Source organism: Microcoleus sp. B4-C2 (assembly GCF_036705265.1).
In the GTDB taxonomy this organism is placed as follows: domain Bacteria; phylum Cyanobacteriota; class Cyanobacteriia; order Cyanobacteriales; family Microcoleaceae; genus Microcoleus.
On record NZ_JAUBUB010000013.1, the window covers coordinates 1 to 26,859 of the forward strand.

General features: G+C 45.0%; 18 protein-coding genes and 3 pseudogenes. 13 read left to right on the top strand and 8 right to left on the bottom strand.

Features of this window, described 5'->3' with window-relative positions; genetic code table 11:
* On the bottom strand, nucleotides 1–4,665 hold a 4,665-nt coding region (locus QUB20_RS06895), incomplete at its 3' end, for an AAA family ATPase (RefSeq protein WP_333291257.1).
* Nucleotides 4,666–4,868: 203 nt separating this feature from the next.
* Here QUB20_RS06895 and QUB20_RS06900 point away from each other — a divergent pair.
* A pseudogene (locus tag QUB20_RS06900) lies at nucleotides 4,869–5,565 on the top strand (IS1 family transposase); the annotation flags it as partial.
* Nucleotides 5,566–5,644: 79 nt separating this feature from the next.
* Here QUB20_RS06900 and QUB20_RS06905 read toward each other — a convergent pair.
* Together QUB20_RS06905 and QUB20_RS06910 are read right to left on the bottom strand one after the other, a co-directional pair.
* The gene (locus QUB20_RS06905; protein WP_333057711.1) at nucleotides 5,645–6,037 is read right to left on the bottom strand and encodes a hypothetical protein; all 393 of its coding nucleotides are present in this window, start codon (nucleotides 6,035–6,037) and stop codon (nucleotides 5,645–5,647) included.
* 87 nt (nucleotides 6,038–6,124) lie between these two features.
* The gene (locus QUB20_RS06910) at nucleotides 6,125–6,319 is read right to left on the bottom strand and encodes a hypothetical protein (RefSeq protein WP_333291259.1); all 195 of its coding nucleotides are present in this window, start codon (nucleotides 6,317–6,319) and stop codon (nucleotides 6,125–6,127) included.
* 284 nt (nucleotides 6,320–6,603) lie between these two features.
* Between QUB20_RS06910 and chlP the strand changes: the two genes are divergently transcribed.
* Nucleotides 6,604–7,824: a geranylgeranyl reductase gene (gene chlP / locus QUB20_RS06915; RefSeq protein ID WP_172186475.1), complete on the top strand. Its 1,221-nt coding sequence runs from the start codon at nucleotides 6,604–6,606 to the stop codon at nucleotides 7,822–7,824.
* A 141-nt stretch (nucleotides 7,825–7,965) separates the two neighbouring features.
* On the opposite strand, the gene QUB20_RS06920 is transcribed toward chlP, so the two are convergent.
* Entirely contained in the window at nucleotides 7,966–8,508 is a 543-nt protein-coding gene (locus QUB20_RS06920; protein ID WP_006632871.1) for a Dps family protein, read from the bottom strand.
* 355 nt (nucleotides 8,509–8,863) lie between these two features.
* Here QUB20_RS06920 and QUB20_RS06925 point away from each other — a divergent pair, with 355 nt between their 5' ends.
* The 4 genes from QUB20_RS06925 to QUB20_RS06940 all read left to right on the top strand — a co-directional run bounded on the left by QUB20_RS06925 (nucleotide 8,864) and on the right by QUB20_RS06940 (nucleotide 13,369).
* Nucleotides 8,864–9,109 carry an Asr1405/Asl0597 family protein gene (locus tag QUB20_RS06925; protein ID WP_333057709.1) on the top strand — a complete coding sequence of 82 codons (246 nt, stop codon included), beginning with the start codon at nucleotides 8,864–8,866 and terminating at the stop codon, nucleotides 9,107–9,109.
* A gap of 73 nt (nucleotides 9,110–9,182) precedes the next feature.
* Nucleotides 9,183–9,845, top strand: coding sequence for a (2Fe-2S) ferredoxin domain-containing protein (locus QUB20_RS06930; RefSeq protein WP_333244465.1), 663 nt, complete (start codon nucleotides 9,183–9,185; stop codon nucleotides 9,843–9,845).
* 235 nt (nucleotides 9,846–10,080) lie between these two features.
* Complete coding sequence (iscB, locus tag QUB20_RS06935; protein WP_333244468.1) at nucleotides 10,081–11,373, top strand: RNA-guided endonuclease IscB; 1,293 nt, start codon at nucleotides 10,081–10,083, stop codon at nucleotides 11,371–11,373.
* Between the two features lie 664 nt (nucleotides 11,374–12,037).
* Complete coding sequence (locus QUB20_RS06940) at nucleotides 12,038–13,369, top strand: hypothetical protein (RefSeq protein WP_333244472.1); 1,332 nt, start codon at nucleotides 12,038–12,040, stop codon at nucleotides 13,367–13,369.
* 159 nt (nucleotides 13,370–13,528) lie between these two features.
* On the opposite strand, the gene QUB20_RS06945 is transcribed toward QUB20_RS06940, so the two are convergent.
* Nucleotides 13,529–15,691, bottom strand: a complete 2,163-nt coding sequence (locus tag QUB20_RS06945) for a flavin-dependent dehydrogenase (protein ID WP_333244475.1) — start codon at nucleotides 15,689–15,691, stop codon at nucleotides 13,529–13,531.
* 181 nt (nucleotides 15,692–15,872) lie between these two features.
* Between QUB20_RS06945 and QUB20_RS06950 the strand changes: the two genes are divergently transcribed.
* Together QUB20_RS06950 and QUB20_RS06955 are read left to right on the top strand one after the other, a co-directional pair.
* Nucleotides 15,873–16,112: a hypothetical protein gene (locus QUB20_RS06950; RefSeq protein WP_333057703.1), complete on the top strand. Its 240-nt coding sequence runs from the start codon at nucleotides 15,873–15,875 to the stop codon at nucleotides 16,110–16,112.
* Between the two features lie 41 nt (nucleotides 16,113–16,153).
* Nucleotides 16,154–16,717 (top strand): Uma2 family endonuclease, encoded by a 564-nt coding sequence (locus tag QUB20_RS06955; RefSeq protein ID WP_333244478.1) that lies wholly within the window; start codon nucleotides 16,154–16,156, stop codon nucleotides 16,715–16,717.
* Between the two features lie 143 nt (nucleotides 16,718–16,860).
* Here QUB20_RS06955 and QUB20_RS06960 read toward each other — a convergent pair whose 3' ends face one another.
* Nucleotides 16,861–17,940, bottom strand: coding sequence for a M23 family metallopeptidase (locus tag QUB20_RS06960; protein ID WP_333244481.1), 1,080 nt, complete (start codon nucleotides 17,938–17,940; stop codon nucleotides 16,861–16,863).
* Between the two features lie 160 nt (nucleotides 17,941–18,100).
* Here QUB20_RS06960 and QUB20_RS06965 point away from each other — a divergent pair, with 160 nt between their 5' ends.
* Nucleotides 18,101–18,802 (top strand): phosphatase PAP2 family protein, encoded by a 702-nt coding sequence (locus tag QUB20_RS06965; RefSeq protein ID WP_333244484.1) that lies wholly within the window; start codon nucleotides 18,101–18,103, stop codon nucleotides 18,800–18,802.
* Between the two features lie 11 nt (nucleotides 18,803–18,813).
* Here the strand turns inward: QUB20_RS06965 and QUB20_RS06970 are convergent, their stop codons facing one another.
* Nucleotides 18,814–19,698, bottom strand: coding sequence for an aspartoacylase (locus tag QUB20_RS06970; protein ID WP_333244487.1), 885 nt, complete (start codon nucleotides 19,696–19,698; stop codon nucleotides 18,814–18,816).
* A gap of 126 nt (nucleotides 19,699–19,824) precedes the next feature.
* On the opposite strand from QUB20_RS06970, the pseudogene QUB20_RS06975 reads away from it, so the two are divergent.
* The 4 genes and pseudogenes from QUB20_RS06975 to QUB20_RS06985 form a co-directional block, all read left to right on the top strand.
* A pseudogene (locus QUB20_RS06975) lies at nucleotides 19,825–20,226 on the top strand (IS4 family transposase); the annotation flags it as partial.
* Between the two features lie 894 nt (nucleotides 20,227–21,120).
* Nucleotides 21,121–21,414, top strand: a pseudogene (locus tag QUB20_RS28635) (IS4 family transposase); the annotation flags it as partial.
* 362 nt (nucleotides 21,415–21,776) lie between these two features.
* Nucleotides 21,777–22,670 (top strand): isoaspartyl peptidase/L-asparaginase family protein, encoded by an 894-nt coding sequence (locus QUB20_RS06980; RefSeq protein WP_333244490.1) that lies wholly within the window; start codon nucleotides 21,777–21,779, stop codon nucleotides 22,668–22,670.
* A 389-nt stretch (nucleotides 22,671–23,059) separates the two neighbouring features.
* Complete coding sequence (locus QUB20_RS06985) at nucleotides 23,060–24,328, top strand: carbamoylphosphate synthase large subunit (RefSeq protein ID WP_333244493.1); 1,269 nt, start codon at nucleotides 23,060–23,062, stop codon at nucleotides 24,326–24,328.
* Nucleotides 24,329–24,766: 438 nt separating this feature from the next.
* Here QUB20_RS06985 and QUB20_RS06990 read toward each other — a convergent pair whose 3' ends face one another.
* Nucleotides 24,767–26,806 (bottom strand): ATP-binding protein, encoded by a 2,040-nt coding sequence (locus QUB20_RS06990; protein ID WP_333291262.1) that lies wholly within the window; start codon nucleotides 26,804–26,806, stop codon nucleotides 24,767–24,769.
* Nucleotides 26,807–26,859: the final 53 nt, after the last annotated feature.

The window sequence follows — 26,859 nt, forward strand, 5'->3', positions numbered from 1 at the left end:
GCGAATGTCGGAAAACAACACCGACATTTCTAACTGCACTTGGTCGCCCAATTCCACATCAATAATGCTTGATTTCTTTAAAAACTGGAGGAATTGATGGGGAATAAATCGCTCATAAGCTTTGTTGAGTTGAGCCAGCCTGCTTTCATTTTCGCGTACTTCTGTATAAAGCTTAGAATTTTGAATCGAGATAGCTGCTTGTCCAGATAATACTTTTAATAGTTCCACTCTTTCAGGGGTAAAAGCTCCCGCTGTTAGATTATTTTCTAAGTAAACAATACTAATAATTTGAGATTGGTTAATCAGTGGCACACATAAAATTGATTTGGGCTGATGCTTTCGGATGTGGGCGTCGTTGGTAAATTGTCCCGATCGCGCAGCATCATCTAGTACCACGCTTTCTTGAGTGCGACTCACATAATTGACAATTGCGGAGGAAAGTTCTTGACAGGTTTCAACGGGGATTGACTGCAACACGGTGACGAGTTCGTCATTGATGGTTCCTTCAGCTTCAATGAACAGTTGTCCCTGGCTTAACAAAATTAGATAGCCTCGTTGCGCCCCTGCATTTTCCATCAAAATTTTCATCAAGCTAGACAGTAGCTTATCTAGCATAATTTCTCCAGAAATCGCCTGAGAAGCCTTCATGACTGCGGCAATATCTAGGTGATTTCCCGAACCAGTCGTTGTCATTGCTACGGTAGTTTGAGTGTTTTTCCTTCCCGGTTGAGTTACCGCGAATAAGTGAGGATATCGCGTTTCTAAATCCGTTACCTTAGCAGTGGCTCCCCATTCAACATAACAATAATACGCCTCAAATATGTAGGCTTGAGCAACTTTTGTTTTGCCCCATTCCGAGTAGAATTTGGCTGCTAGTTCGTTGGCCAGGGCTTCGTCATTAACATATTTGTTTTCTTTGGCTCCCGAAATTGCGCGATCGTACATTTCAATCGCCTCAGCTTTATTGCCCAAAACTCGATAGCGTTCTGCTTCCACTAAATACCATTTATGCAGATAATTCATCGGAGCATTTTGCGCCCACTGTTGCAGCGTGCTTTGATGGGTTTCCACTAAGCCAAGAATTTCAGTTTGCTCAATTGCTGGCTGTGTGGGAAAAAGTGCCAGGTGCGTCAGGGCAGCATAAAAATGAAAAATGGGAACAAAAGCCGATCCAGATACTCCCATCAAATACTGTTTGACTTGGGAAATATGGTCTAGGGCAGCCGTGTAATTGCCATAGCAGTAAGCAAGCAGCAGTTTGAAGATGCAGGCACAGGCGATCGCCGTAAATTCATTATCCTGATAGTGCTTGGGAATCATCACCGTTTCATCGTAGGCAGAGCCTATTAACAAATCCGGCCGAGTATGGGTTTCCCTCAAGTTTTGCACCGTCTGCTGAATCATATCCAAATAAATCTGAGCAGAATATTGTTTCAACTGCGCCATGACAGCCCTGTAACCTGCTATTTCTTGTTCCCAAGTGTCTAGTTCTACACCAGCGAATAAATGAGTATAAAAGCAAATATATATGTTGTAGCCAGCATCTACAAAGTCGCCGGTTTCCATACCAAACCTATAGCCCTCTTTCAGCGTCGGTATCGTTGCCAAAAGAGATTCTTGGCGATGCTGAATCCAGCCACCAAACAAAAGTAGAACTGTGGACTTTAATTCGGGTACATTCAACCTATCCAGCAATGAAAGTGCCAATTGCCCAAAGCCATAACCCGTTTCCACCTCTTGTAAAAAGGCACACAACACCATCCCGTGCATCGCATAACCCACCGTCGATGCGGGCGCATTCCCAAAGGAGAGCGATAAACTCACCATCGTTGAGCTCAGCAGGGGCAGCAAACCGGGCATTCCCTGGAAAATGGGTGGAAACAACATACCAGACAATTGCATAGCTGCCTGAGTCTGTGGATTTGTCATCACAGGTAGATCAACCAATTCCTCAATCTTTCTGCCGCCGAGGAGAGCCGCAAGGGCTTGTAGCGCTTTGCCAATCTTGACTTCATCAGGTTCGGCAGGGAGTTCAATCCCCAATTGTAAGAGTGCCTCTCTTGCTACTGCGATCGTTTCTAACACCTTGCTCTGAGCTGTCTGAGCGGCAATTTTAATTTCGTAAATTTTAACTCGATCTAAAATTGTTTGAGCTTCTTGCAAAACCAGTGCTGCCATCTGTTCCATACCATCAAAGTCACCATTCAAATAGGCAATTTCAGCAGCAGCAACATAAAGATTTAGCGCCAATTCATATTGACTTTGCCAGCAGTTTGCTGTCAGTAACTCAATTCCCGTTTGTAGATAAATATTTGCCGCAGCGTAGGCGGTAGAATTTCTAGCCTTACGTCCAGCTTCTAAGTTGAGTAGGGCTAAGGCTGAGCGTTCACTTAATTGATTGATTAACTCAATTCCTTGATTTAAATGCCCCACAATATCAAATATTTTTTCTTCTGTTTCTATCTCGGAAGAACTTTGTAGTAGTAACTGTCCAATTTTTAGATGAGTGGCTTGTTTTTGGTCGTCAGGAATCAATGAATAAGCCGCTTGCTGGACGCGATCGTGCAGAAACTTATAAGTGGGATTAGCAACAGACTGATTTGGGGATTGAGCATCTGCTTGAATGAAGTTATAGCCTTCTGAAAGCACTAAAATGAGTCCTTCTTGCAAGGCTTTCCACAGCGTTGATTCCGTTTGTTCTGGTAATTCTTCGCTGACTATTGCCAATGTCTCTAAATCAAACTGCGCCCCAATGCAAGCCGCCAGTTTGAGGGCATCCTGAGTTTCGGCAGGCAACTTTTGCAATTGCGCCGCCATAAACTCCACCACATCCGAGGCGTCGGCAAATTTAACTTGATTAATATCGCACTGCCACCCCCCTTGTACCCCCCTCTGTCCCCCCTTGGTAAGGGGGGATGAAAGGGGGGTGGGGGATTGAGGAGGGTTAAAAATAATTTGACCATCTTCATGCAACGCTTTGAGGAATTGAGTCGAGAAAAATGGATTTCCTTGAGTTTTTTGATAAACCAATTCTGTCAGGGGCCCGGCTAAAGATAAATCGCAAATCAGCGTATCTGCTACCAACTGATTTAGATCTGCTAAACTCAACGGTTGCAGGGTAATCGTATTCACCACTGCCCCAGACTTCACAATCTCATCCACAGTCAACATAAACGGATGAGCCGGTGATACCTCATTATCCCGATAAGCACCCAATACTAACAGATGCCCCGTATCTTCCATCAATAGTTGTAATAACTTCAAAGATGCGGAATCTGCCCACTGCAAATCGTCCAAAAACATCACTAAGGGATGTTCTGCTTGGGTAAATACTTGCACAAATTTCTGCATCAGCAGATTGAAGCGATTTTGGGCGGCACTCCCGGACAATTCTAGTGCAGGAGGTTGAGCGCCAATGATGTGTTCTAATTCAGGAATTACGTCAATCAAGACTTGCCCACTCTCGCCTACTGCGGTGAGAATCATGGTTTTCCATCTGTGTAACTGAGCGTCACTTTCTGATAATAATTGTCCCATCAATTCGCGAAATGCTTGCACAAATACACTAAAGGGAATATTGCGTTGAAATTGGTCGTATTTGCCTTTGATAAAATAGCCACGCTGTCGGGCGATCGGCTTGTGAACTTCGTTCACTACTGCGGTTTTACCAATCCCAGAAAAGCCAGCTACTAGCATCATTTCGGCACTAGCATTACGAACTCTTTCAAAGGCTTTTAATAAATTATCAACTTCAGTTTCTCTGCCGTATAACTTTTCGGGAATCAGGAAATGGTCTGTAAGATCCAGTGTTCCCAAGTCAAATTCTTCTATGCTATCGGTTTCTTGTAATTGAACGAGACACATTTCTAAGTCCTGCTTAAGACCCAATGCAGTTTGATACCGATTTTCCGCATTTTTTGCCATCAGCTTGCTGACAATTTGCGAGACAATTAGGGGAATTTCTGGCTCGATTTCGTGCGGTGGAACTGGCTGTCTGGCAATGTGGCAGTGAACTAGCTCTAAAGCGTCTTCTGTTTCAAAAGGGAGTTTTCCTGTCAGCAATTCGTAGAAGGTGACGCCGAGGGAGTAAAAGTCAGTGCGGTAATCGATAGAGCGATTCATCCTACCAGTTTGTTCCGGCGAGATGTAAGCGAGGGTTCCTTCTAAAATGTTGGGATTTTTCAGGGTTGGCATTTCTCGCGTTAGCTGAGTGGAAATACCAAAGTCGATTATTTTGAGCTGTCCGGTCGCGGGATTGAATACTATATTAGAAGGGTTAATATCTTTGTGGATAATATTGGCGCTATGAATTTTCCTTAAAGTTTCAGTGGCAGCGATCGCAATTTGCAGAAATTCCTTGAGGCTAAACTTTCGCTGCAGCATCCATATTTTCAAGGATTCCCCGCCAAAGTCCTCCACAAAAATCACCAGGCTGTTTTGGTATTTTTGCAAGTCATAAACTTGCACGACTCCCGCCTCTTTCAGCTCTCGGGTGATACGGTATTCGGTGCGGTAGCGTAGCAATTCTTGAGGTGTCGGGTAGCTCTCTTTGAGAAGTTTGAGGATGAGCGGTTGGCGATCGGCTTCCCGAATCGCCCGGTAAACTAGAGAATTGGCACTTTCGTAAAGCAGCTTCTGGACGGCAATGCCTGGAATGGAGAGCATATTTATTTTTCTTGTAATAATTAACGCGAAGTCAAAACACACCGGGTTCGTTGTATCGAGAATAGCGCTTTAGAAAGGAACAAATTATGTTTTTATAACACACTCTTAGTTTTTCGGCAGCGAAGTGGCTTTCAGGTGGTCTGGCATAGTAAGGGTAAGAAGTTATTATGCGACGTACCTAAGCCTTGTTAATTCTCAACTCCATGAATTGTCACCGTTTTTGTTATCCAAACATCGTTAAAAATTGTCCCACCCCCAGCGCTAAGCAAAATTTTGAATGTATATATTGTCACAGGCAGTTTGTTTAAAACCCCAGACATCAAAGGATTTCAGAAGAAACAAAAAAATTGAGAGGTCAGCTTTTATTAGAAAAAATATCTTGAGTCGCGATTGTCAAATTCACGAGGGTGTCCCCCCGCTGGTTCCAATACTTGTTTTTCAACAATTAGCATGAGTCCCCCGGAAAGTTCAAGTAAAGTCAAAAAAACCAGGCAAGCTAACGATCCAATGTGATGAAATGTAGTCGTTTTTAGGCAATAAGGGGAACAAGCACTGGAAAGAGCGGGCCAATTGATGCCTTAAGCAAAGAAATTCTAGGGGTGTATATAGGAAGTCGAGTTGAAATGGGTGCTAAAGGTTTTTGGGATTCCCTCCCAGTAGTTTACAGACAATGTGCCGTCTATTATACAGATTTTTGGGCAGGCTCAAAAAAAAATCCCCAGCGACACAAATCTCTGGGGGAAGATACTGGCAAAACTTCTGATATGGAAAGATTCAATAACACCCTTCAGCAAAGGATATCTCGTTTGGTAAGAAAGACTTTGTTTTCATCTATCTATAAAGATATCCAATCATGTGAGTATCTTCTGGTATTTTATCCATGATTACAAAGTTTCTTTACCCCTAAAAATGTTTAGGATTTTTCGTTGGTATGCAGGACTACCAGACTTTGTTCTCATGATTTTGGAGAGTCATTGATCTACTTCCGCTTACCCTTCCCGGCTACAAACTCCCGCAGCCGAAGTAAACTAGCAGTTTGCCCCAAATTCAGCGGCAGCAGCGACACTCCCTCCAAGCGAGACTGCACCCAACCGTCGCCCCAATACCACTCGTGAAATCCGTCAATTCCCTGACTCAATAACAGCCGCAGACAATTGTGCTCAACAATATCAACGTGATGCTGAACTGCCACGGGGCCCAGCCAACTTGTAAAGGTCAAACCTTGAGCAAATTCTTCCGGCAAACCGCTAGACAACTGCTGCGGCCACAGCCACTGCTGCAATTGACTCGGACGCAACAAGCTGTCTCTAATCGCTGTTTCGGAAGCTTCAAGCTCAATCCGCAGGTTGCTTTGTTGAAAATTACCGAGCATAAGAATTTTAGATATAACTGCAAGTAACTTTAATGTAACTTATTGGACTGGTTCTAATCTGTTCCGGGCGGGCAAGATGCCCAACCCCTACTCCCCACAAGCAGAAAATTTATCTGTTGTGGAACAGGCTAGGGAAGCTTGTTCATGTCCGGGCGGGCAAGATGCCCAACCCCTACTCCCCACAAGCAGAAAATTCATTCTTTGTGGAACAGGCCGTCCAGCCTGTTCATGTCCGGGCGGGCTAGAAGCCCAACCCCTACTCCCCACAAGCAGAAAATTCATTCTTTGTGGAACAGGCCGTCCAGCCTGTTCTTAGAAAATAGTGCAAAATGTTCGATCGCACACCAGCGCACACCACTGCACATCACCGTCCATCCACCTTCATCTACACTGAAAGATTTAAGATATTCGATCGCACCTACTGCCCGAAACCCGATTTTCGTATCGAACTGTTAAGCTCTGTTTCATTTCATTGAAATCTCCCCTGCTTCACCCCACCGCATCCAAACTCCGTGATACCATCACACCTGAGTAATGCCTATAGAAAAAAACTGGAGAGAAAAGCTTTGACACTAAGGGTTGCAGTAGTAGGTTCAGGCCCTGCGGGTTCTTCCGCCGCCGAAACATTGGTAAAAGCAGGCATCGAAACATACCTATTCGAGCGTAAATTAGACAACGCCAAACCCTGCGGTGGGGCGATTCCCCTGTGCATGGTCAGCGAATTTGACTTGCCGCAAAGTATTATTGACCGCCAAGTCAGAAAAATGAAAATGATCTCCCCCTCCAACGTCGAGGTGGACATCAATATTGAAAACGCCCACGAATACATCGGTATGTGCCGCCGCGAAGTTCTCGATGGCTTCATGCGCGATCGGGCCGCTTCCTTGGGTGCAAAACTAATTAACGGCACCGTTCACAAATTAGAAATTCCCGGCAACAATACAGACCCCTACACTCTCCACTATGCCGACCACTCCGACGGCAGCGCAATGGGAATTCAGAAAACTCTGAAAGTGGATTTGGTAATTGGGGCTGACGGCGCCAACTCCCGCGTAGCAAAGGCGATCGACGCTGGTGATTACAATTATGCGATCGCCTTCCAAGAACGCATCCGCCTGCCGGAAGATAAAATGGCTTACTACCACGACTTAGCCGAAATGTACGTCGGCGATGACGTATCTACCGACTTCTACGCTTGGGTGTTCCCCAAATACGACCACGTAGCCGTCGGCACCGGCACGATGAAAGTCAATCAAGCCAGTATCAAAAAGCTGCAAGCAGGCATCCGCGCCCGCGCTGCCAAAAAACTGATGGGCGGTGAGATTATTAAAGTGGAAGCTCACCCCATCCCGGAACATCCGCGTCCCCGCCGGGTTGTCGGCCGAGTTGCTCTCGTAGGCGATGCTGCAGGTTACGTTACCAAGTCTTCTGGCGAAGGTATCTATTTTGCCGCCAAGTCTGGCCGGATGTGCGCCGAAACTATTGTGGAGATTTCCAATAAAGGCGCGCGCATTCCGACTGAAGAGGAAATTAAGATTTACCTGAAGCGGTGGGATAAAGCCTACGGCATTACTTACAAAGTGCTTGACATTTTGCAGCGCGTGTTCTACCGTTCCGACGCTACCCGCGAAGCTTTTGTGGAAATGTGTGCCGATCGCGATGTGCAGAAGCTCACATTCGATAGCTACTTGTATAAAACAGTAGTACCCGCTAATCCTTTCATTCAGATGAAGATTACTGCCAAAACCATTGGTAGCTTGTTGCGCGGCAATGCTTTAGCGCCTTAATTCCCTGCGGATAAGCGCACTTTGTATAAAAAAGCGGGCAGTCTCCAAACTGCTCGCTTTTTTTTTGATCTAAGATAACGAACTGTCAAAATTCACAGGCGAGACGCCTGTGCCACGTGTGCTAAGGAAGAAGAAGAATTGTTAGTTCAAGTTCAATTGCACTAAGGTATCGGGGGCGAGGAAGTGGGAAATGTGATAAGCTCGCTCTTCTGTTTTTAGCAGGATTTTTTCGTAGAGGTAGCGCGTAGCTCGATCGCCCAAACTTTCTGCTTGTCCTGCTTGACGGCGCAGCAAACCAAGGATAGCTTGCTCCGCAATTAAATCGTGTTCGAGCATTTGGCGGCAGGAATATACGCCGTCGGCTTCAGGCTCGAAACAGCACAACTCAGCTAACTTGCTAAAGCTAGCTGCTGGTATGCCGCCCAACCCGTTTAACCGTTCGCCCAACTCGTGGACGCTATCTTGAGCTTCTCCGTAGCTTTCTTCAAAGAATTTGTGCAAGGAGTAGAATTCTGCCCCTTCCACCACAAAATGATGTTTTTGATATTGCAGGTATAGAGCCTGAAAACTGGCCAGCAGCGCGTTCATTCCTTCACAAATCGGTGCTGTGACTGAATGTTCCAGTAGAACTGGGTTTTCGGCTATGTGGCCAAACGGTCTTAATGCACTCTGAGTCTCAGCCATGTGTGTTCTCCTCTCAATAGGCAGTTTTGTTGCCAATAGAGTCAGTCTAGCACCGTAAATTTACCAGTCAAGCAGAGTCTGCCTCAATAGTAGAAGATTTTATAGAGTAGGAATTTTTTTTTGTAAACCTATTGAGAATTATTAGCAGTTGGGTTATGCTTGAACAAGATCCTCGTTCTGAACGCTTCCTGAAAGTGGGGCGAACCTTCTGAAGGCAGAAGGCAGAAGGCAAAAGGCAGAATTTTTCAGGAAGGGCTTTTGATCATCTTTGATGTTCTGCTGAAATCTGGCTTTTAACTTCTACCCGCTACCAGTCAGGGTAAAAATTAATGCAAATTATTACTGTTGTTAAAAAATGAATCCAGCAGATCCAGAATTAGAAGTTTGTGACATTGTGCAAGTTAGTTGGCTAGATAGGTGGCAAGTTTACAAACGCTTGCAAGAGCTAGAAATTCCCTGCTGGTGTGCGGTTGACCAACCTTTGCGGGCAAAAGTCAACACTGTTAAACAAGCGGCTCAGTTAATGAGCGTGTTGAGGCAAGTCAGTGCCCCTCGGTACGAACTGGTGCAGTGGCTGGAATACTGCTGGCAAAGGGGCTAAAGGTAGAAGGAAGTTCGGCAACGAGCAATGTAGAAGATGTAACGGATGTAACGGATTTAAAGGAGTTATAACAATGTATAAGTCTGGCAAGCAAGTTTCCGAATTCAGTTTAGAGGGAGAAATCCTCGGCCTGATGGTTGAAGATGGCTGCAAACTTAAATATTTGCGAATTAGTAGCGATCGCGGAGTAGAATATCTTGTTAAACTTTGCAAGGAATTGCGGTCATTTCTGTCGCCTATTTTGACACCGGGGTTGAGAGTTCAAGTTGTAGGTGAGAAAGAACTCAATTTGAAAAACGGTAAAATAAAACTTAAAGCTCGTAGCCTCAAGCTGGCTCAAGGTCAAAATGATCGATCGCACGAACACCTTGACTCCACTAATGGGCCTATTGGGGTATTGACATCGGACGATCGCGCGATCGGCAAAACCCAAGTAACCTCTCCCACAGCAGCTCAAACTGTAAAAGCTCCGGCAAAAACCCAAACCAAAATATTAGTATGTCAAAAATCAGACTGCCAGAAGCGGGGCGCTGGAGGAGTCTGTAAAGCTTTAGAAAATGCTTTGAATGCGCGCGGTTTAGAAGACAAAGTGACAGTACAGGGAACCGGATGTCTCAAACAGTGTAAAGCAGGCCCAAATATAGTGGTGATGCCGGACAAAACTCGCTACAGCCGCATTGCACCGGCAGAAGTTCCAGCAATCATTGACAAACATTGTGCAGTTGTTAAAGCTTAGGCTATTCACCAAACAGTGGACAAGACTAGACAGCTAGTTCATACACTGGACAAATAGCCAGCCTAAGTATCTTGAATACTACGTTTTGAGGGTGATGACACCTACATGTGCTTTCCAGCTTGTAGCTCTGTCGTTAGAGATTAAACAGATGTATTTGGTTAAGTCAGTGTCTCTAACCCAACAAGCCATCAAAACATTGGCGAGGAAAACATAACCTGAGCAATCAGAGGACAAAATGTCTAACTTTGTATTAGTTTTAGACACCAACAAACAACCACTTGAGCCAGTAGCAGCAGGACAAGCAAGACGATTGTTAAAACTAGCCCAAGCTGCTGTGTATCTCCGTTACCCGTTCACAATTATTTTGAAATATGCGGTTGATCACCCAAAAACGCAACCCACTCAATTAAAAATTGACCCAGGTTCTAAAACTACTGGGTTGGCTTTAGTACAGGGCGATAAAGTTATCTGGGGTGCTGAGTTGACCCATCGCTGGCAACAAATTAAAGATGACTTAGAGTCACGTCGCACCATTCGTCGCAATCGTCGTAACCGCAAAACTCGTTACCGCAAACCACGTTTTCTTAACCGCACAAGAGCGCATGGATGGTTGCCACCAAGCTTAGAATCCAGGGTGAAAAACATCGTGACTTGGGTCAACCGCATCCGTCGATATGTCCCAATCACAGGTATGTCCCAAGAGTTAGTTTTGTTTGACCTACTCGCAATGCAGAATCCTGAAATATCCGGCAAGGAGTATCAGCAAGGGGAACTTGCGGGTTATGAGGTCAGAGAATACTTGTTAGCGAAGTGGGGGAGAAAATGTGCCTATTGCGGTGTTGAAAGGGTACCTTTTGAGGTAGAACATATCCACCCAAAATCAAAAGGGGGAAGCGATCGCGTTTCCAATCTTACCCTAGCCTGCCGTGGGTGCAACCAAGCCAAAGGCAATCAAGATATTCGGGATTTCTTGTCCAAAAAGCCTGACATCCTGTCCCGTATTTTGAAACAGGCCTCACAACCTTTGAAAGATGCAACTGCTGTGAATTCAACTCGCTGGGCATTGTTCCAACAACTTAAACAAACAGGATTGCCAATAGAAGTTTCAACAGGAGGTAGAACAAAGTACAACCGCACTCGTTTAGGACTACCTAAAACTCATTGGCTGGATGCAGCTTGTGTAGGAAACGTAGAAGTGCTGCAAGTTTTCACGAAGCAACCGTTGTTAATTGCAGCTAAAGGATGGGGCAGCCGTCAAATGTGTACAACCAATAAATACGGATTTCCTGTCAAGCACAGAACACGGTGCAAAACGTTTTTTGGGTTTGGGACAGGTGACATGGTAAGTGCGATTCTTCCCTCTGGGAAGTTTGCAGGCACTCACGTCGGCAGGCTGACGGTTAGAGAAAGCGGAGTTTTTGAAATGAGAACGCCACTCGGCAAGGTTAGCCCAGTGCGTCATAAATACTGTAAATCAATCCACCGCAACGATGGGTATATGTATGCGTTTTCCACTTTTGTCCAATGAATCAGCGATTAGAGGCGTAGCGATCGCCCGGATGCCGCAACAGTGCGTTAGAGATCGGGAAAAATTATTTTGATAGGACTCTGGGCGAAAAACTTACAGGCGCATCTTACGTTTTAATTTGAGTTCGAGTTGTAGTTCGATGGCGCAACTCGATTCAGAGGTTATTGTCCCAAAAAACCGGAAAAATGCCAAAACTATCACCAAAAAATTGGGTTTGAAGCCCCGTCTTTCTAGGACGGCTTTAATTATAAAACTTTGTTAAAATATCTAATAAATTCTAAGCTAAAGTTTAGAATTTAGACAGGCAAGTAAGAACAACCATCTACGTGTTGAAACGATTTCATAAGGTGAAACTCCTGGGTTGGATCGCTACTCGGCAATGCCGAGCCTGTCCAAACACGTAATAGTGAGTCGTTGAGCGTACCTAACTGGATTATTGATGGAATCAGAAAGCAATCTAAAAACAAAAGTAAGCGCAACAGCAATACTTCTGGTGCCAGTAGTTGTTTCGAGCGTGTAGATGCGATTTGACAGCGCATTTAAGACTTAAGTCTTAAGAATCTCCGTGGCTTTAGCCCGAAGAGTGTCAATTAGGGGCTTCCTTCTGTAGAATCTCTAAGGATAGACTGTATCTGAGACCCTGTGAGTATTGGGATAAAAAGCCATGTCAGAAGCTGATCTTCGAGCCCATCAGCACCAACCGCACCCTGCTGTTCCATCCGATACCGAACCATTTCATTCAGATTTTGCTGCTACTGGGGGTTTTGAGCCGATCGCCCCCCATGCGACAGACACTCCCGCAACGGTTCCCCAACAGCCAGAAGAAGACTGGCAAACAGTAGATTTTCCCAACGCCATCAGCGTAGATGCAATTCCCACAAAACCTGAAACAAAAAATTCGCAATCTCCGACACAGCCGACTGAGGCGGGCTCGCCCCCGATGTCAGAGAATCTAAAAAATCTGCTTGGGAATGCCGAACAGGCCAAGGGCAAAGGATCGACCCCAGTCACCCTCATGCAAGCGCTGCACGAATGCAACCGCGACCTTTTACAGCGCATCGCCCAGCTAGAAACAGCTCTCGAAGAGTCCCAAAAAACCTTGCAGAATCGCGAAACTTTGCTAGAACAGCGGACTGCAGAACTCGCAAATACTCAAGAACAATTGACGCGGCTGTTTGGCAAAGTGGAAGTTTCCCATCAAACCCTCCAAAGTCAAGAAATTTTAGTCGAAAGTTTAAGAAGTCAGTTGGCAACCAGCCAAGTCAGGCTAGCGACTGTTGAGCGAGAATGTGCGTCTACTGTGCAGCGCTACAACGAACAGTTACACCAGTTAGTAGCCACAGAAAATATTTGCAGGGAATTGCGAGCCCGCTTGCAGCGCCAGCAGCGCCACACTCTGCAATTCAAAGCTGCCTTGGAAAGAAGTTTGGACAGGCCGCAGGTAAAGTCGCCAAGGATGGAGCCGCCTGACAATAATCTCGACACCGCCAGCGCACAATTAGAATCTTTGCTCGCGGCGGTCAAAAGCTCTCAGATGCCGGTGCCGCCAGCCTTCAACGCTTCCCCTGTCCAACCTTGGTCGGAATCAGAAGAGCTTCCAGAGGTAGCTGCTGCTGTTGAGGCGATCGAGCCTGAATCCCCAGCCCCTCTAGAACTCAACAAATTAGCCGAAGTATCCGGCATTCAATTGCACAAGAGCGAAACCTACCAACCTGATGAGCCGGCACCTGAGTTGGCCGAACCGGTGGCGGAACCTGAACTGCCGATGGCTGAGTCTGAACCGGAAACTGCTACCAAAGAGGAGGCTCAAGAATTGGCTAGGGCTTTTCAAATTTTGAACTCTGTTGAAACCTTTGGCATTCAAGAAGTGCGATCGAGTGTGGCAAAACCTACAGCAGTTGCCCAACCAGACTGGCTGAGCTTGATTGCCAGTCCGCTGCGGGCTTCTAAAAAACGTCGATCGTTAGCTGAAATTGAATTGCCGAGTTTTCGATAGCGAACTGATATCATTTCCGGTAACACCGGAATGATGTTGACGGTTGACGGTTGACAGTAAACAGTCAACAGTGAACAGTCAACAGTGAACTCGAATTTACTATTCCGATGCTAACGGATTGGATATGAGAGTTGCTAGTTTTGAGTCAACACTCAAAACTCAACACTCTTTTCTCCCCTTTCCCATGCCATAGGTGAGAGCATAGCTGGTAGCCAACAGCCACAGCCAAACAGCAGGATACCGGGGCTCCAACCAAGGCTGTACCTTGCGGGCGAAGCTGGGAAGCCATCCGAATAGCAAACTGGCCAAAGCCAGCAGAGTAAAATTCAAGTAACTTCCCAGCCAGCGCCAAATATCCCCCAAGGTGACAAAATCTAAAATCCACAAGAGGAGAGAAGGATTTTTTCCGGCTGCTTCGATCGCCAGTCGATTGAAAGTTAGCCAGTCGGTTCTGTCTTTAATAAAAGTTTCGGCTACGGCGAGTTTTTGTGCTGCCAAAATACCGAAAAAGGTATTGAGCATTGAATTAATTCTTTGGGGTGGCAAACTGCTGCCGGTAGGAACCATCATGCCTTTAGAAAATAGCCAAGTTACTGAAATATTGCTCTGGTAGGCGCGAATTTGGTTTAAGTGATTTGCCGTCAACAAATTGTGCTTTAATGCTGTATCCAAAAGGTCTGTTAAGCGGAAAAGATTGCGGACAAGAGAGCCGAAGCCTGTGAAAACGAGGGGAGATTGCAAGGATGCTGCGTCGCCGATCGAGACTAGGCGATCGATCGCCACGGAGCGATCGCTGCTGTTGCTGCTAAAATGCCCCGGAATATAACCAAAGGTCGGTTTTTTCCAAACCAATTTATCGACATCGCAGCGGCGGTATTCCGGCAAAATTGCGAAAAAATCCTCGTACATTTCCAGCAAAGAACCGGGGTTCTCTGGATGTACTTGGTGGTAGTGAAATAGATAAACTGTCAGTTCTGTGCCGGCGCCGGGAAACAACTCCCAAATGAGCTGGCGTCCGCGGGAAATGTCCCCGTGAGTGTGGAGTACATCCCCGTAATCGGAATCCCATATTCCCGGCTCAAATCCTCCGTCGATGACTGCTCCCACTGTCGGACAAACGCTGTCAAAAGTCCGCCCTTCGTTCAATTGCCAAGCGATGGGAGAAGCCGACCCCATTGCATCCACCAGCAGCCGTCCTAATGCAGTGCGATCGGCTTTTGTCGGCAAGTGGTGGCCCTTAACTACTACTTTTTCTGCTGCAACATCTGCTCTAAGAAACTCAGTTTCATCCCAAATTTCTCCACCAGCTTCTGTTAGCTTAAGTCCCGCTAAATTCAGCAATTTCTCTCCGTCCAAAGCTACATTGAGTACCTTTGGTGTGTGCAGAACTGGCGCTTTAGCCACGGGCGGATTGTTAGCATCAAAAAACTTGTTGTAGCCATCTTTGTATTCTCTGGCAATCAAAGTTTCGATTTCTGCAGCAGTGAATAAACCCAAATCAATTAAGCTTTGAATTTCATCCCGCGAAATATTCCACTCGCGATTCATCCGTCCGAAAGGCATTCGTTCAACTAGCAGCACCCGGTAGCCCAATCTCGCCATGACTGCGGCGTGAATCACTCCCAAGGCCCCGCCAATATAAATTAAGTCGTAAAAAGTATCGCCAGAATCAGATACCAAAGTCGTGTCTTCTTCCTTCTTCCCTGTTCCCTCTTCCTTCTTCCCTCTTCCTTCTTCCCTCTTCCCTCTTCCCTCTTCCTTCAAAAACACTACTTGTTTTGGCGTTTGAGGATTGCGAGTGCCTTCGCGCCAACGCTGTTCCCACCAGTAGACGCGCTTGAGGTCATATTCGCCATTAGGCATTTTTTGGAAGTATTTGACGGTCAAGGGGTAATAGGGGGCAAGAGCCTCAAAAATTGACTGCTTGGAGAGGTCTATGACAGGGGGTTCCCGGTAGCGATCGGGAAACTTGTTTCTTACAGCAAGATTCAGAGCTTCCAGGAACTTTTTTTCTCCCGCAGGCGCCTCTTCTAGACGAAAGACTTTTAAATAAGTTGTGCGCTGCAGTGACCAGACAAAGGTGGAAAGTTCTGTCGATCGCCAATTTTGGTTTCCTGAATTGGTGTCAGCCAAGGCGGGTTTTGGATTGCCATTTTGAGTTCCAGACTTCTGAACCTCGGCTGTTGTGGCTGGTGAAAGCAAGCGAAAGCCGTCAGCAGTAATAATTTTTTCTCCGATTCCGGGATCGAATTCGTGCTGCAACCAAGTGCAGACTGCTGCTGTATCCGGTGTCGGAACTTCTAGATAAAGAATTTCTTGCATGATTGGGCTCTCAATTCTGAATAAATTAATAAAGATGGGGGAGTTGACAAGGGAGCAAAGTAGGCTATACTCCCGAATACTTATTTAGTTTTAAATAAGTTTACAGTGTTCTCAGATTTTTAGCTGATTCGCCGGAAGCCCCACAGCGGCTGAACATCTACTCCCTTCGGTATGCACTCTTATGAATTATCCCATTCCTACGAATCCTCAAGAAATGATTGCTTTGCGGCAGCAGCCGCTGAATGAAGAATTGGTGGCGTCGGCGATCGCGGGTGTGATTCAAATAGCTCGATCGCGATCTCAGTCTTTGGATGAATTGAAGGCTGAGGTACTAGCCGACGACAATCTGCTCGATTTTGCTCAGAGGCTATGGCTGAGCGACATTGTGGCTCAAGCTTGGAACAATTTGCCTGATTACTAGACTGCTGCTAAAAGATCTACTTCATTAGAGGTGAACTTAAAATGGTACAAACAAGATTAAAATCCTTAACTTTAGAAGAGTTTCTCCAACTACCCGAAACCAAACCTGCCAGCGAATACATTGATAATCAAATTATTCAGAAGCCAATGCCACAGGGGAAACACAGTGCGACTCAATGTGAACTAATTATTTTCATTAACGCTATATTAAAACCCAAAAAAGTTGCACGAGCATTTCCAGAACTCCGGTGTACCTTTGGCGGAAGGTCAACAGTGCCTGATGTTTCAGTATTTGTCTGGAACAGAATTCCCGCCGATGATAACGGCGAAATTGCTAATGTCTTTCCCATAGCTCCTGATTGGACAATTGAGATTTTGTCGCCTGACCAAAGTCAAACTAAAGTTACTAAAAATATTCTGCACTGCTTAAATCATCAAACTCAAATGGGCTGGCTGATCGATCCCGACGAACAATGCGTTTTTGTTTATGTTCCCCAGCAACAGACAGCAGTATTTGATGAACCCGAAATGCTGCTACCTGTGCCTTCCTTCGCTAGCGAACTGCGGTTGAGTGTCGGAGAATTATTTGGCTGGCTGCTGAAATAATCTTTGGAAGGAAGAAGGAAGAAGGAAGAAGGAAGAAGGAAGAGGGAAGAAGGAAGAAGGAAGAGGGAAGAGAGTGATTTTGACACGGCTACACGGATTAAATACTGCCAACAGTCAACAGTCAACAGTCAACAGTCAACTAACTAACGCAACTCTACTTCTCGCTTGACTTCTGCCAAAACTCGATCGCCTCGCATCAACCGGTATTCGGCCCGCCAAACTCCCGGAATCAGAGGAGAATTTGTACTGTTTCTTTTGCCGACATAACCCAACCAAGTACGGCTGGGGGCTTTAATTTCATTGGTCTGATCGGCGATGGTTGTGCCGTTGGGTGCAAATAATTTGTACTGTTCCCGATCGCCCTTGAGCACTCCGTAACTTTGCACCCAAAACAACAAAGCTGGACTGTTTACAGGGAGTTGAGTCTCTGAAAATTGTCCTTCCCAGACAGCGTTAATATCGGGTGGCTTATTGGCAAAACCAGCCCGAATTAAACCTGTGGAAATATAGTCTAGAGGCTTGTCCCAAATGGGATTGCGGGCGATGTTGCAGCCTACCTTCGCGTCGGGCCCGACAAAGGGATCTACGGCTTTGCCTTGATAGCGATAAGTTACGTGTACGTGGGGGAAAGATGCCATCCCAGAGTTTCCCACCATGCCCAAAACAGTGCCTTTTTCTACCTGCGTACCCGGTTTGACGGCAACGCTGCCTTGGCGGAGGTGGCAGTATTGGGCTTCCCAACCACCGCCGTGGTCAATTACCATGCCGTTGCCGCATTCTGTGCCTGCGAGATTGGCTTTTTCTGTCTCGTTTTGTAAACGCCGATCGACCACACCATCTCGTGCTCGCAAAACTTTGCCTGCTGCGGAGGCAATAACTGGAACTCCTTTTGCCATTGCTTTGGCGTCGGGAATGGCAAAGTCTGTGCCGTCGTGGCCGTCGTAGGTTTGGCGCCCGCAGCCAAAATCGACGGCGGTGGGGCCGGGTTCTCGATCGAAATACAGCATTACAAAACAGTCTTTGCCTAGGGTACAGTCGATCGGCTGACCGAATTGCGGGTTGTTGGGCTTTTGGGCGACTGCGGAAGAAACGAGACGCTGGGCGATCGTGTTGGCTTCGGCGATCGGGGCACTTACTCCGCTGTTAGTAGCACAGCTAGAAAGACTTGTCAACCCCAAGGTCAACAAAATTGCAGAAATGTATTTTGTGGAGAGTATAGTCATTCGCCGATTGGATGTAAAAGCTGAGGTGGGTAGTGAAAAATCAATTAATCATTCAGAATAGAGTTGCTCAAGAATCTAGACGATGGGTAAGGCGTTTTCGTTTCCTATCTTTGTTGTATTATTTTGAGTTAGAAATTTTAAAATTTTAATTAGTTCAAGAATGGGTTCTAAAATTCGATCGCTCATTTCGATAATTCGGCTGGCCGGGCTTGCGGTTGCGGCTTTGGCGATGTGGGGATTTGCCACTATTGCCGAAGAGGTGTTGGAAAAAGAAAGTTACGCTTTCGATACCTCTATTTTACTCGCTCTGAGGCAATTGCACACTCCCTTGCGCGATCAAATAATGCTGGGATTTACCTTTTTGGGCGAACCGAAGTTGCTGCTAGTGATTTGTCTGACGTTGGGTATTATTTTGCTAGCGCGCAATCACCGATCTGAATCTGCAACTATTGCGCTCGCGGGTGGTGGAGCGATCGGTTTAAATTTACTATTAAAAAAACTTTTTGCCCGCGATCGACCTCAACTTTGGGAGCGTGTTGTTAATGTCACATTTTACAGTTTTCCTAGCGGTCATGCAATGATTTCAATGGTTATTTACGGTTTGCTAGGATATTTTTTGGGTGTACGATTTCCCAAGCAGCGCTGGTCTATTTACAGTTTGACCGTTGTATTAATTGCTGCTATTGGTTTGAGCCGGCTTTACCTAGGAGTTCATTGGCCTACCGATGTTATTGCTGGTTATACTGCTGGTTTGGTGTGGCTAATTACCTGTATTATCACTTTGGAAATATGGAAGGAATTGCGTTCTTTTACTAGGGCTTCTAAAGAGGAGTTTTTGTCACAGGAAAAATTTCAAAAATAATTTGAAATTTTCTACTCAAAACTGACTATTTGCTTCTGGGTAAAACACATGGCAATTCCTTTTTCGTAGTAAGCAGCCTCGTTAATGAAAATGGGATATACGGTTGATTTACCTTCATACAAGACCGACTTACCATCAAAGGTCAAAAACATCGGTTCGCCGGGATTTAGGGATTGATAATCTCTGGATTGTAGATGAGGATGAATCATTGCCTGAATTTCTCTGTTCTCGTTTCTGGGATAGTCGATCGCCTTGATGGTGTGATAAATAGTCAGGGGATTCTTGACCGCAGGCACTGTGCCTTGATTGTAGGCTTCTACGCAGTCTAATATCGTACCGACAACTTGCTCAGTTTCCTGAAATAAAGACGCATCTAATACGCTTTGTGGCACTGCACCAACTTCCAGCGTCCCGCCTAATTCCGAAAGCGAGCGCAGCACAGGACTATCATGATTCTTGGTTGTAGAAGTGAGTACCTTGATGCGGGGATACACAGAGGTTAAATAAGCTGCTAGTTGCAGGTTAAATGGATGATGGCTGGCGAGAATAAATGTTAGCCCCATGTTGGATGTGGTGCTGTGCAAATCGATAATTACGTTGGGATGATGAGTGTTTTTTGAGCTAAAAATGCCGTAGATTTCTTTCGCCCGCTGGGCTTCATAGCTGGAGAGATGGGGATTTTCTAAATCTTGCTTTCTAAAGCAGCGGTTGAGGTCTATATCGATGTAGCGTGTCCCGATTTCGCAAGCTTTGGGATTGGCTAGCAGGGTGATAGTTTCAAAAGTCGATCGCCCAATTAACTCTGGCGCGCGATCGAATTTCTTCACGAGGTAAATTCCTGTGAGTTCGTTTCCGTGGGTTCCTCCCACTATGGCAACACGTTTAATTTGATTCATAAACAAATAATTTCCTATCCCAAGCCTGAGAGGTGAGAACCGAGGGAAAACCCAGAGGGGGCAATTGTTTGAGATAATGGAGAAGTCATAAAAAAGCGGGTGACTTTTGGAACGACCCCACAAAAAATGCTAAAGACATTATACCAAAAGTTATTAAGCATCCACTTGAGCGAGAGTCAACCACCCATCTTAGAACTATTAGTTCAGATGCTTCAAAGCCATCGACAACTCCGATGATCGAGATGAGCTAACATTTTTCCACAACCGATTCAATACAATAGTCGCGTCCGAAGTCTCCAGCTATTTCTTAATCTCCCCCAGCTTTCGACGCAGTGGCTGTGGTTTCCTATAACCCAAGCGGCTTTAAAGTCTGAATTTAGAGACCAAAGATTTAATATAGCACAACGGAGAAACAGTTCATAATTAACCTTAAAAACTAAAAAATATGTATAATTTGCTCTCAACAGAACTCAATGGCGAGATCGAAATCTGCTGATAGTCACGATAATTTTTGGGAGTCAATCGATTTTAGATTTTAGATTTTAGAATTGACTTGCGCGAGATAAATGCTCTTTCTTGAGGATTTTCGATTTTCGATTTTGGATTGATTCCACGGATAAATCCGGGGGCTTGATACCACCTTTGAAATTCGTGGTCATGCTTTGCCAATATATTGGCAGTGAATGTCGAAATTGTCGAGGAGTTATTTCCCTGAAAAAAACTGGTAATGATCCCGATTTTGACACTTCAAAATCCTTATCCTGTCGTAGTAACCGGAGACCTAGAGTTTCATAGCGGGAAGCTCTCCAACTGTCTCATGACCGAAAGCATCCAGGATACAAGCCCCCGGATTCATCCGTGGAGAAATAAAAAACCTGTAAGCTGTTCTGCATTTAAATTGTATGTCAAAAAATAATCAAACTATTGTGGGGAGTAGGGGCCCTAGCGTCCCGCCCGCCCTGAACCTACAATTTAAATGCGCGACAGCTTATCCGATAAACTTGCCCCCGAATTTATCCGTGGGGTCCATGCTTCAATCTAAAATCTAAAATCTAAAATCTAAAATCTAAAATCGATAGACTAAGGGTTAAGACCTAGCTTTGAATCAAGAAAAGAGTGTTTCTGTCGCGACTTCTGACCAGTCTAGCCAGCTTTTTACAAAACAATAATTTAAATCGAAATAATCTCATTTATTCAAAAATGTAACCATTCACATATCTGCATATATTTATCGATTTAAATTAGAAGATTATTGAAAATACTATCATTAAAAATAGTAGTTAAAAGCTTAAAATTGACTGAATTTACTGGCAACGTTTAAGCAAAATTATGAACTTTGGCAAGCGCGATTTAGCATAAAAATAATATTTATAAAATCGTAAAAATAGATGCTAGTATTCGGAACCAAATTGCGGAAGTCTCACCAAATTTTTAGCTTTATTTTTGTAGATTACTTCTGCTTACTTGCTAGCGACTATCGCCGGGAAGGAGTTCCAATATAACCACTTCGTAGCTTAGCTCGATCGCTCGGAAAAAACCCCTAATAATTTTCCCCATCACAGTATTTTTGGCCTCGGATTATCTGGTTGTGCTTGGAGTCAGTCCCTAGTTTTATGGCGAGATCAGATGTTAGCACTGATAGCCCTAAAGCCCCATAAAGCTCAGAACTTTCGCCAAGGACTAAATGCTCTATCCCTTTTACAGCAATCGGTCTAGCTCTCTTGTCACCCTCTCAGCAAAGTCTCATTCTTCAGGTTTACCCATTTTGCCTGTTAATGTGTAGCGCATCGCCTTAAGTTTTACCCCATCTTTACTCCCTAAATATTTAAAACTTCTTAACTAAATCGAAGCCAAATTTGCTCACACTATTGACATAATTTTGCCAAATTTTTATTAAAAATTATTAAATACCTAGGTCAGGAGGAACACAAAGAGCGGCAAAACTAATTACATCTGAAGATAGAAGAAGCCTAAATTAAACACCGCTAATCTATAAAACTATGAGGGATAAAAAACTACTTAAAAATTTATTGATTTAAGGAATTTTTAAGTATTTATTAAGGTAAAAAAGGAAATTTATGGTAATAAGCATTATTGTCCACGGTGGAGCAAAAACCATCACAGAAGAGAAAGTTGCAGCCAACAATGCAGGCTGTACCGCAGCAGCAGAAGCTGGTTGGGCAGTGCTCACAAGGGGGGGTACCGCAGCAGAAGCTGTTGAGGCAGCTATCCGGGTTCTGGAAGCTGATCAGACATTTAACGCAGGCTTTGGATCGGTTCTCAACAACCAGGGAGAGGTAGAGCTAGACGCAGCGATCATGGAAGGCCGTTCCTTAGCTTGGGGAGCGATCGCAAATGTTCAAGGCGTGCGCCATCCCATCTCAGTGGCGCGAAAGATTATGGATAAAAAACCCATGTTCTTAGTAGCGGATCATGCAGAACATTTTGCTGCAGAAAGTGGAGCCGAGATGTGTACAAAAGAAGACTTAATCGCGGATGAGCAACAGGAAGAGTGGGAGGAGGAAAAAGAAGTTCTTGACCGCCCCAATACCGTTGGTTGTGTAGCTTTGGATAGTAGTGGCACCTTAGTTGCCGGTACCTCAACAGGCGGCACTATGAATAAGCCCGCCGGTCGCGTCGGCGACAGCGCCATTATTGGCTCAGGCTTGTTTGCTGAAAATGAACAGGGCGGTTGCTCGACCACAGGCGATGGCGAGTCCATTATGCCAGTAGTTCTAGCTAAGAGGGCGATCGACATTCTAGCGTCCGGCAAGCACCCAGACGAAGCCGCGCAGATGGCCATTGAGACTCTGGCATCTAAGGTGGCAGGAGAAGCTGGGTGCGTCATCATAGACCCTCAAGGGCGGGTTGGCTGGGCGCATAATTCAACGGACATGGCTTGTGCTTATAGAACCTCAGAAATGGACAAGGTGGCTGTGTTCACTAAGAAAAAACAACTCGTCCATCGTTGAAATTATTGAGGCTGCATTCTCTCTAGTTGGAGAGAGTTAAAATTCCGCAACTAATATCTTGTTTCCTAGTTATTAAGTAGCTTGACATCAATTAATATCCCGGTCGGGGTGGGTTTTTGAGATTGTCAATTATGGGCAGGTATTGTTGGTGAACCCACCCCTACAAAAATCGCGGTCGCTCGACCGGACATGATGTCAGTTGGTAGTTCCATTGCCTTCGAGGCTTGAAACCCTTATTCTACGGTTGGTAATCAAAAACAGTCCGAAGTATTGATCGATAAACACTTTGTCAATTTGTAGGGCGGGCCTTGCCCACCCTACTTTTAATTATGTCGAGCTACTTAATAGCTAGGAAAACAGTTCAATTCAAACTCGACTGGGATGTTTCTATGAACTCAACATACGACTTTCCTTACTTTCAGGGTAATTCTCTTTCCGATTTGTTTGCTCCAGACATCACAGATGCACGTTATGCGTTCATCCTAAATTACCCTGCCACCGCCAGTTGGGCTGCTTATCCCAACAGGAAAAAATACTTTATTCAAGACGGCAGCAGTGAAGCCACCAAAACTTCTTTCGACAAGATTGGTCAGAAGGAACCTTGGAAAAATCTGGCAGTGTTAGGTGATGCCATCCCAGGGATTGTAATTAATGAGCCGCCGAAGTCGCTGATTGACTATTGGCGGGAGCATTTGGGCTTCAGTAACAGCAGTATGGAGATGATAGACTGCTCAACTTATCTCGAAGATATCAGCATGAGCGATCGCTTTGACAAACTCCTGACTCTATTTCCCTTCGACAATCTCAAACCCGAAAAACACGCCGTTCATCCCGACATCCACTACCACTTACTCAGCAAAGCAACGCTAGCAGAATTAGGCGTGCAATGTCCGAAATACGAAACCTACAATCTGCACGAAGTCAATCTCGAAAGCATTCAGTTACCAGAGCAATTCCCCTACTTGATTAAAACATCTCACGGACTTTCTGGAGAAGGCACTTATATTATCAAAAGCGCCAGCGATATGAACTACTGCTTGCAGGAAGTGAGGAAATATCTCGATATTAAGTTGCTGGATACGATTATTGTCTCGGAATTCGTCAAGAATGAAGTGCAGAACTATTGCGTGCAGTTTTATGTAAGCAAAACGGGAAATATCACGCTTATCGGCACTACCGGCCAACTTGTCACTCCAGAGGGCAACTATTTAGGGGGACTGATTCACTACCGCGAAACCGACATGAGTAGGTTTTTTGAGATGATTGCCGCTATTGGTAAATATGCTCATCAACAGGGTTATTTCGGCGTTATTGGCTTCGACGTGCTGGAAGACTCGGAGGGACTGTTGTATGCTATTGATGCCAATTTCCGAGTTAATGGCTCGACTCCGCTTTGCTTACAGCGCCATACCTTACTGGGGCGGGGAAAGGAGGTGGCTAAATATTCCAGTGATTGGCGAATGGATGGGACTTTGGAGTCGATTCTTGTCACGCTGAAACCAGAACTCGATCGCAAGGACTTGATAATCCTGTCAGCTTTAGAGAAGGTTAAATACGGGAAAATCTACACGGAAATTTACGGGATAGTTGCGGGTGAGGATATGAAGGAAATGTGGCACATCGAGGAGAATTTGCACAGTAAGGGATTGCTGCAATAGGGTTAATATCTACTCTACCGATTGCAGCGGTTATGCGGTTTTCCCCCTCATCTCGCCCGCATGGTTCGGTGATATCGGGAAACGGGTCATCAAAAATCAAAATTGAATGTTCCACAGCTTTGAAGTGACCGAAAGCATCCAGGATACAAGCCCCCGGATTCATCCGTGGAGAAATAAAAAACCTGTAAGCTGTTCTGCATTTAAATTGTATGTCAAAAAATAATCAAACTATTGTGGGGAGTAGGGGCCCTAGCGTCCCGCCCGCCCTGAACCTACAATTTAAATGCGCGACAGCTTATCCGATAAACTTGCCCCCGAATTTATCCGTGGGGTCCATGCTTCAATCTAAAATCTAAAATCTAAAATCTAAAATCTAAAATCGATAGACCGGATTCATGGGTTCGGCAAGATAATACCACAGTTCGCGAATATCCTCAACTAAATAACACTTTGAGTTAGGGGAATTTCGATCCAAAACTCTGTTCTTTCTCCGGGTTCTGATGTACACCACAGTTTCCCTTTATGCTTTTGGATCACAATTTGATAACTTATAGACATCCCCATTCCCGTACCTTTTCCTACCGGTTTGGTTGTAAAGAATGGGTCGAATAGCCGTTTTTTGACTTCCTCTGTGATGCCACACCCATTATCAGCAATACAAATTCTGACCAATTCTGAGTTATACAGACTCGTACTAATCCGAATTGTCTTTTTCTCCACCCGATGCTCATCTAAAGCATCCAGAGCATTTGTCAGAATATTCATAAATACCTGGTTAAGCTGTCCTGCATAACATTCGATCGGTGGCAGATTACCGTACTCTTTGATCACTTCAATCTCTGGATGTGTGTGTCTGGGCTTGAGACGATTTTGCAGAATCATCAGGGTGCTTTCAATGCCTTCATGGATATCGACAGCTTTGAAATCTGCTTCGTCCAATCGAGAAAAATTCCGTAGAGATTTAACAATATCGCGGATACGTTCTGAACCTACTTTCATAGAGTTGAGCAGTTTTGATAAGTCTTCGCTCAAAAATTCGATCTCAATATCTTCCGACTTGGCTTGAATCTCCGATACCGGCTGGGGATAATACTTTTGATAAAGCTGTACTAGCTCTAGTAAATCTTGGGTATATTGGCTAAGATGAGATAAATTACCGTGAATAAAATTCGCGGGATTATTCACTTCATGGGCAATCCCGGCTACCAGTTGCCCCAGAGATGACATTTTCTCACTTTGGATGAGTTGGGCTTGAGTCTCCCGTAGTTCTTGAGTGCGTTCTTCTACTTTTTGTTCAAGGGTGTGGTAAGAGTTCTTTAATTCGTGACTCATTTGATTAAAAGATACTGATAAAGTTACCAATTCCTCTACGAGAGTGTCGGGAACATTTTGCTCGAAATTTCCACTGGCGATCGCCTGACTGGCTTGACTCAATCGCCGAATAGGTTTAGCTATCCATTGTGAAGTGATAATTGCTAATCCTGTTGCGATTACCAGTGATAACAGACAAAGGATAATCGTCGTATTTCTATTATAATTTATTTGCTCCATAAAATCAGATTCAGGCACGACGAGTACAATTAGCCAATCGATGCCTCTACCATCATTCAGCGGTAGCAACTGAACAAACTGCCGCTCACTTTTGAGGGTAAATTCTAACTGTTCTGATTTATGAATTTGGTCAAAGTTACCAAAATATTTCAGCAAATATTTGGCTGTCTCCCGCACAAATGGTTCCCTACTTTCCACGGCGTCAATCATTTTCTGAGCTTTACCTTGTCCTTTGATTAGTGGCTCTGTTGTGGAACTAGAAATCATTGAACCCGATCGCTCCATCACAAAAGCCTTACCTGTTTTACCAATAGACAAACTTCCCAGAAATTCCCTTAAATTTTCTGAGAGGACAACAAGAGTGGCACAGACACCCAGAAGTTTACCTTCTGAGTCATAGACAGGTTCGCTGGCAGTAATTGCAGGCTTACCATTGTTGACAATATTCACAAAAATATTGCTCCAAGTAGGCCTCCCTGCTTTCACAGCAGAAAGATACCAGGGGCGTTGGCGAGGATCGTAAGGGGCGTTTACCTTTTCTAGGAATTTTTGCCGATCGCCCCAATTATTCATTTCATAAAAATAAAAATTATAGTTTGTTTCTTGATTACTCGCAGTCATCGCGATTTTTGACTCTCGACGAGTCGCACCCAGATAATATCCTTGAGCATCGCCACAATAGGATGAAAAAACAAAAGGGGATATCTGCACTTGGGTTAAAAATTGCTTAGCGTTGCGGCCATTCACCATGTCCATGTGGCCCTGTGCAAAAGCGGCTGAATTCACACGATTGATATCATGAGGTTTGTTGATATATTGCTTGAGTTCTCCTTCAATGCGTGCTATTAGTTCCTGACGAAGTTGAGCAGCCACATCGTTAACCGCTTTTTGTCCATTGCGTAAGGAAAGCCAACCTGTTAAGCTCACTGCTGTAAAGATTTGTAGAACAAATGGAACAACCAGAACACCGCGCAGAGGAA

Excerpts from the sequence above, each read along its gene's own strand:
- QUB20_RS06905 (WP_333057711.1), bottom strand. The coding sequence starts at position 6,037 with ATGCTCGGTAATTTTCAACAAAGCAACCTGCGGATTGAGCTTGAAGCT.
- QUB20_RS06910 (WP_333291259.1), bottom strand. The coding sequence starts at position 6,319 with ATGAATTTTCTGCTTGTGGGGAGTAGGGGTTGGGCTTCTAGCCCGCCC.
- QUB20_RS06920 (WP_006632871.1), bottom strand. The coding sequence starts at position 8,508 with ATGGCTGAGACTCAGAGTGCATTAAGACCGTTTGGCCACATAGCCGAA.
- QUB20_RS06925 (WP_333057709.1), top strand. The coding sequence starts at position 8,864 with ATGAATCCAGCAGATCCAGAATTAGAAGTTTGTGACATTGTGCAAGTT.
- QUB20_RS06930 (WP_333244465.1), top strand. The coding sequence starts at position 9,183 with ATGTATAAGTCTGGCAAGCAAGTTTCCGAATTCAGTTTAGAGGGAGAA.
- iscB (WP_333244468.1), top strand. The coding sequence starts at position 10,081 with ATGTCTAACTTTGTATTAGTTTTAGACACCAACAAACAACCACTTGAG.
- QUB20_RS06940 (WP_333244472.1), top strand. The coding sequence starts at position 12,038 with ATGTCAGAAGCTGATCTTCGAGCCCATCAGCACCAACCGCACCCTGCT.
- QUB20_RS06945 (WP_333244475.1), bottom strand. The coding sequence starts at position 15,691 with ATGCAAGAAATTCTTTATCTAGAAGTTCCGACACCGGATACAGCAGCA.
- QUB20_RS06950 (WP_333057703.1), top strand. The coding sequence starts at position 15,873 with ATGAATTATCCCATTCCTACGAATCCTCAAGAAATGATTGCTTTGCGG.
- QUB20_RS06955 (WP_333244478.1), top strand. The coding sequence starts at position 16,154 with ATGGTACAAACAAGATTAAAATCCTTAACTTTAGAAGAGTTTCTCCAA.
- QUB20_RS06960 (WP_333244481.1), bottom strand. The coding sequence starts at position 17,940 with ATGACTATACTCTCCACAAAATACATTTCTGCAATTTTGTTGACCTTG.
- QUB20_RS06965 (WP_333244484.1), top strand. The coding sequence starts at position 18,101 with ATGGGTTCTAAAATTCGATCGCTCATTTCGATAATTCGGCTGGCCGGG.
- QUB20_RS06970 (WP_333244487.1), bottom strand. The coding sequence starts at position 19,698 with ATGAATCAAATTAAACGTGTTGCCATAGTGGGAGGAACCCACGGAAAC.
- QUB20_RS06980 (WP_333244490.1), top strand. The coding sequence starts at position 21,777 with ATGGTAATAAGCATTATTGTCCACGGTGGAGCAAAAACCATCACAGAA.
- QUB20_RS06985 (WP_333244493.1), top strand. The coding sequence starts at position 23,060 with ATGAACTCAACATACGACTTTCCTTACTTTCAGGGTAATTCTCTTTCC.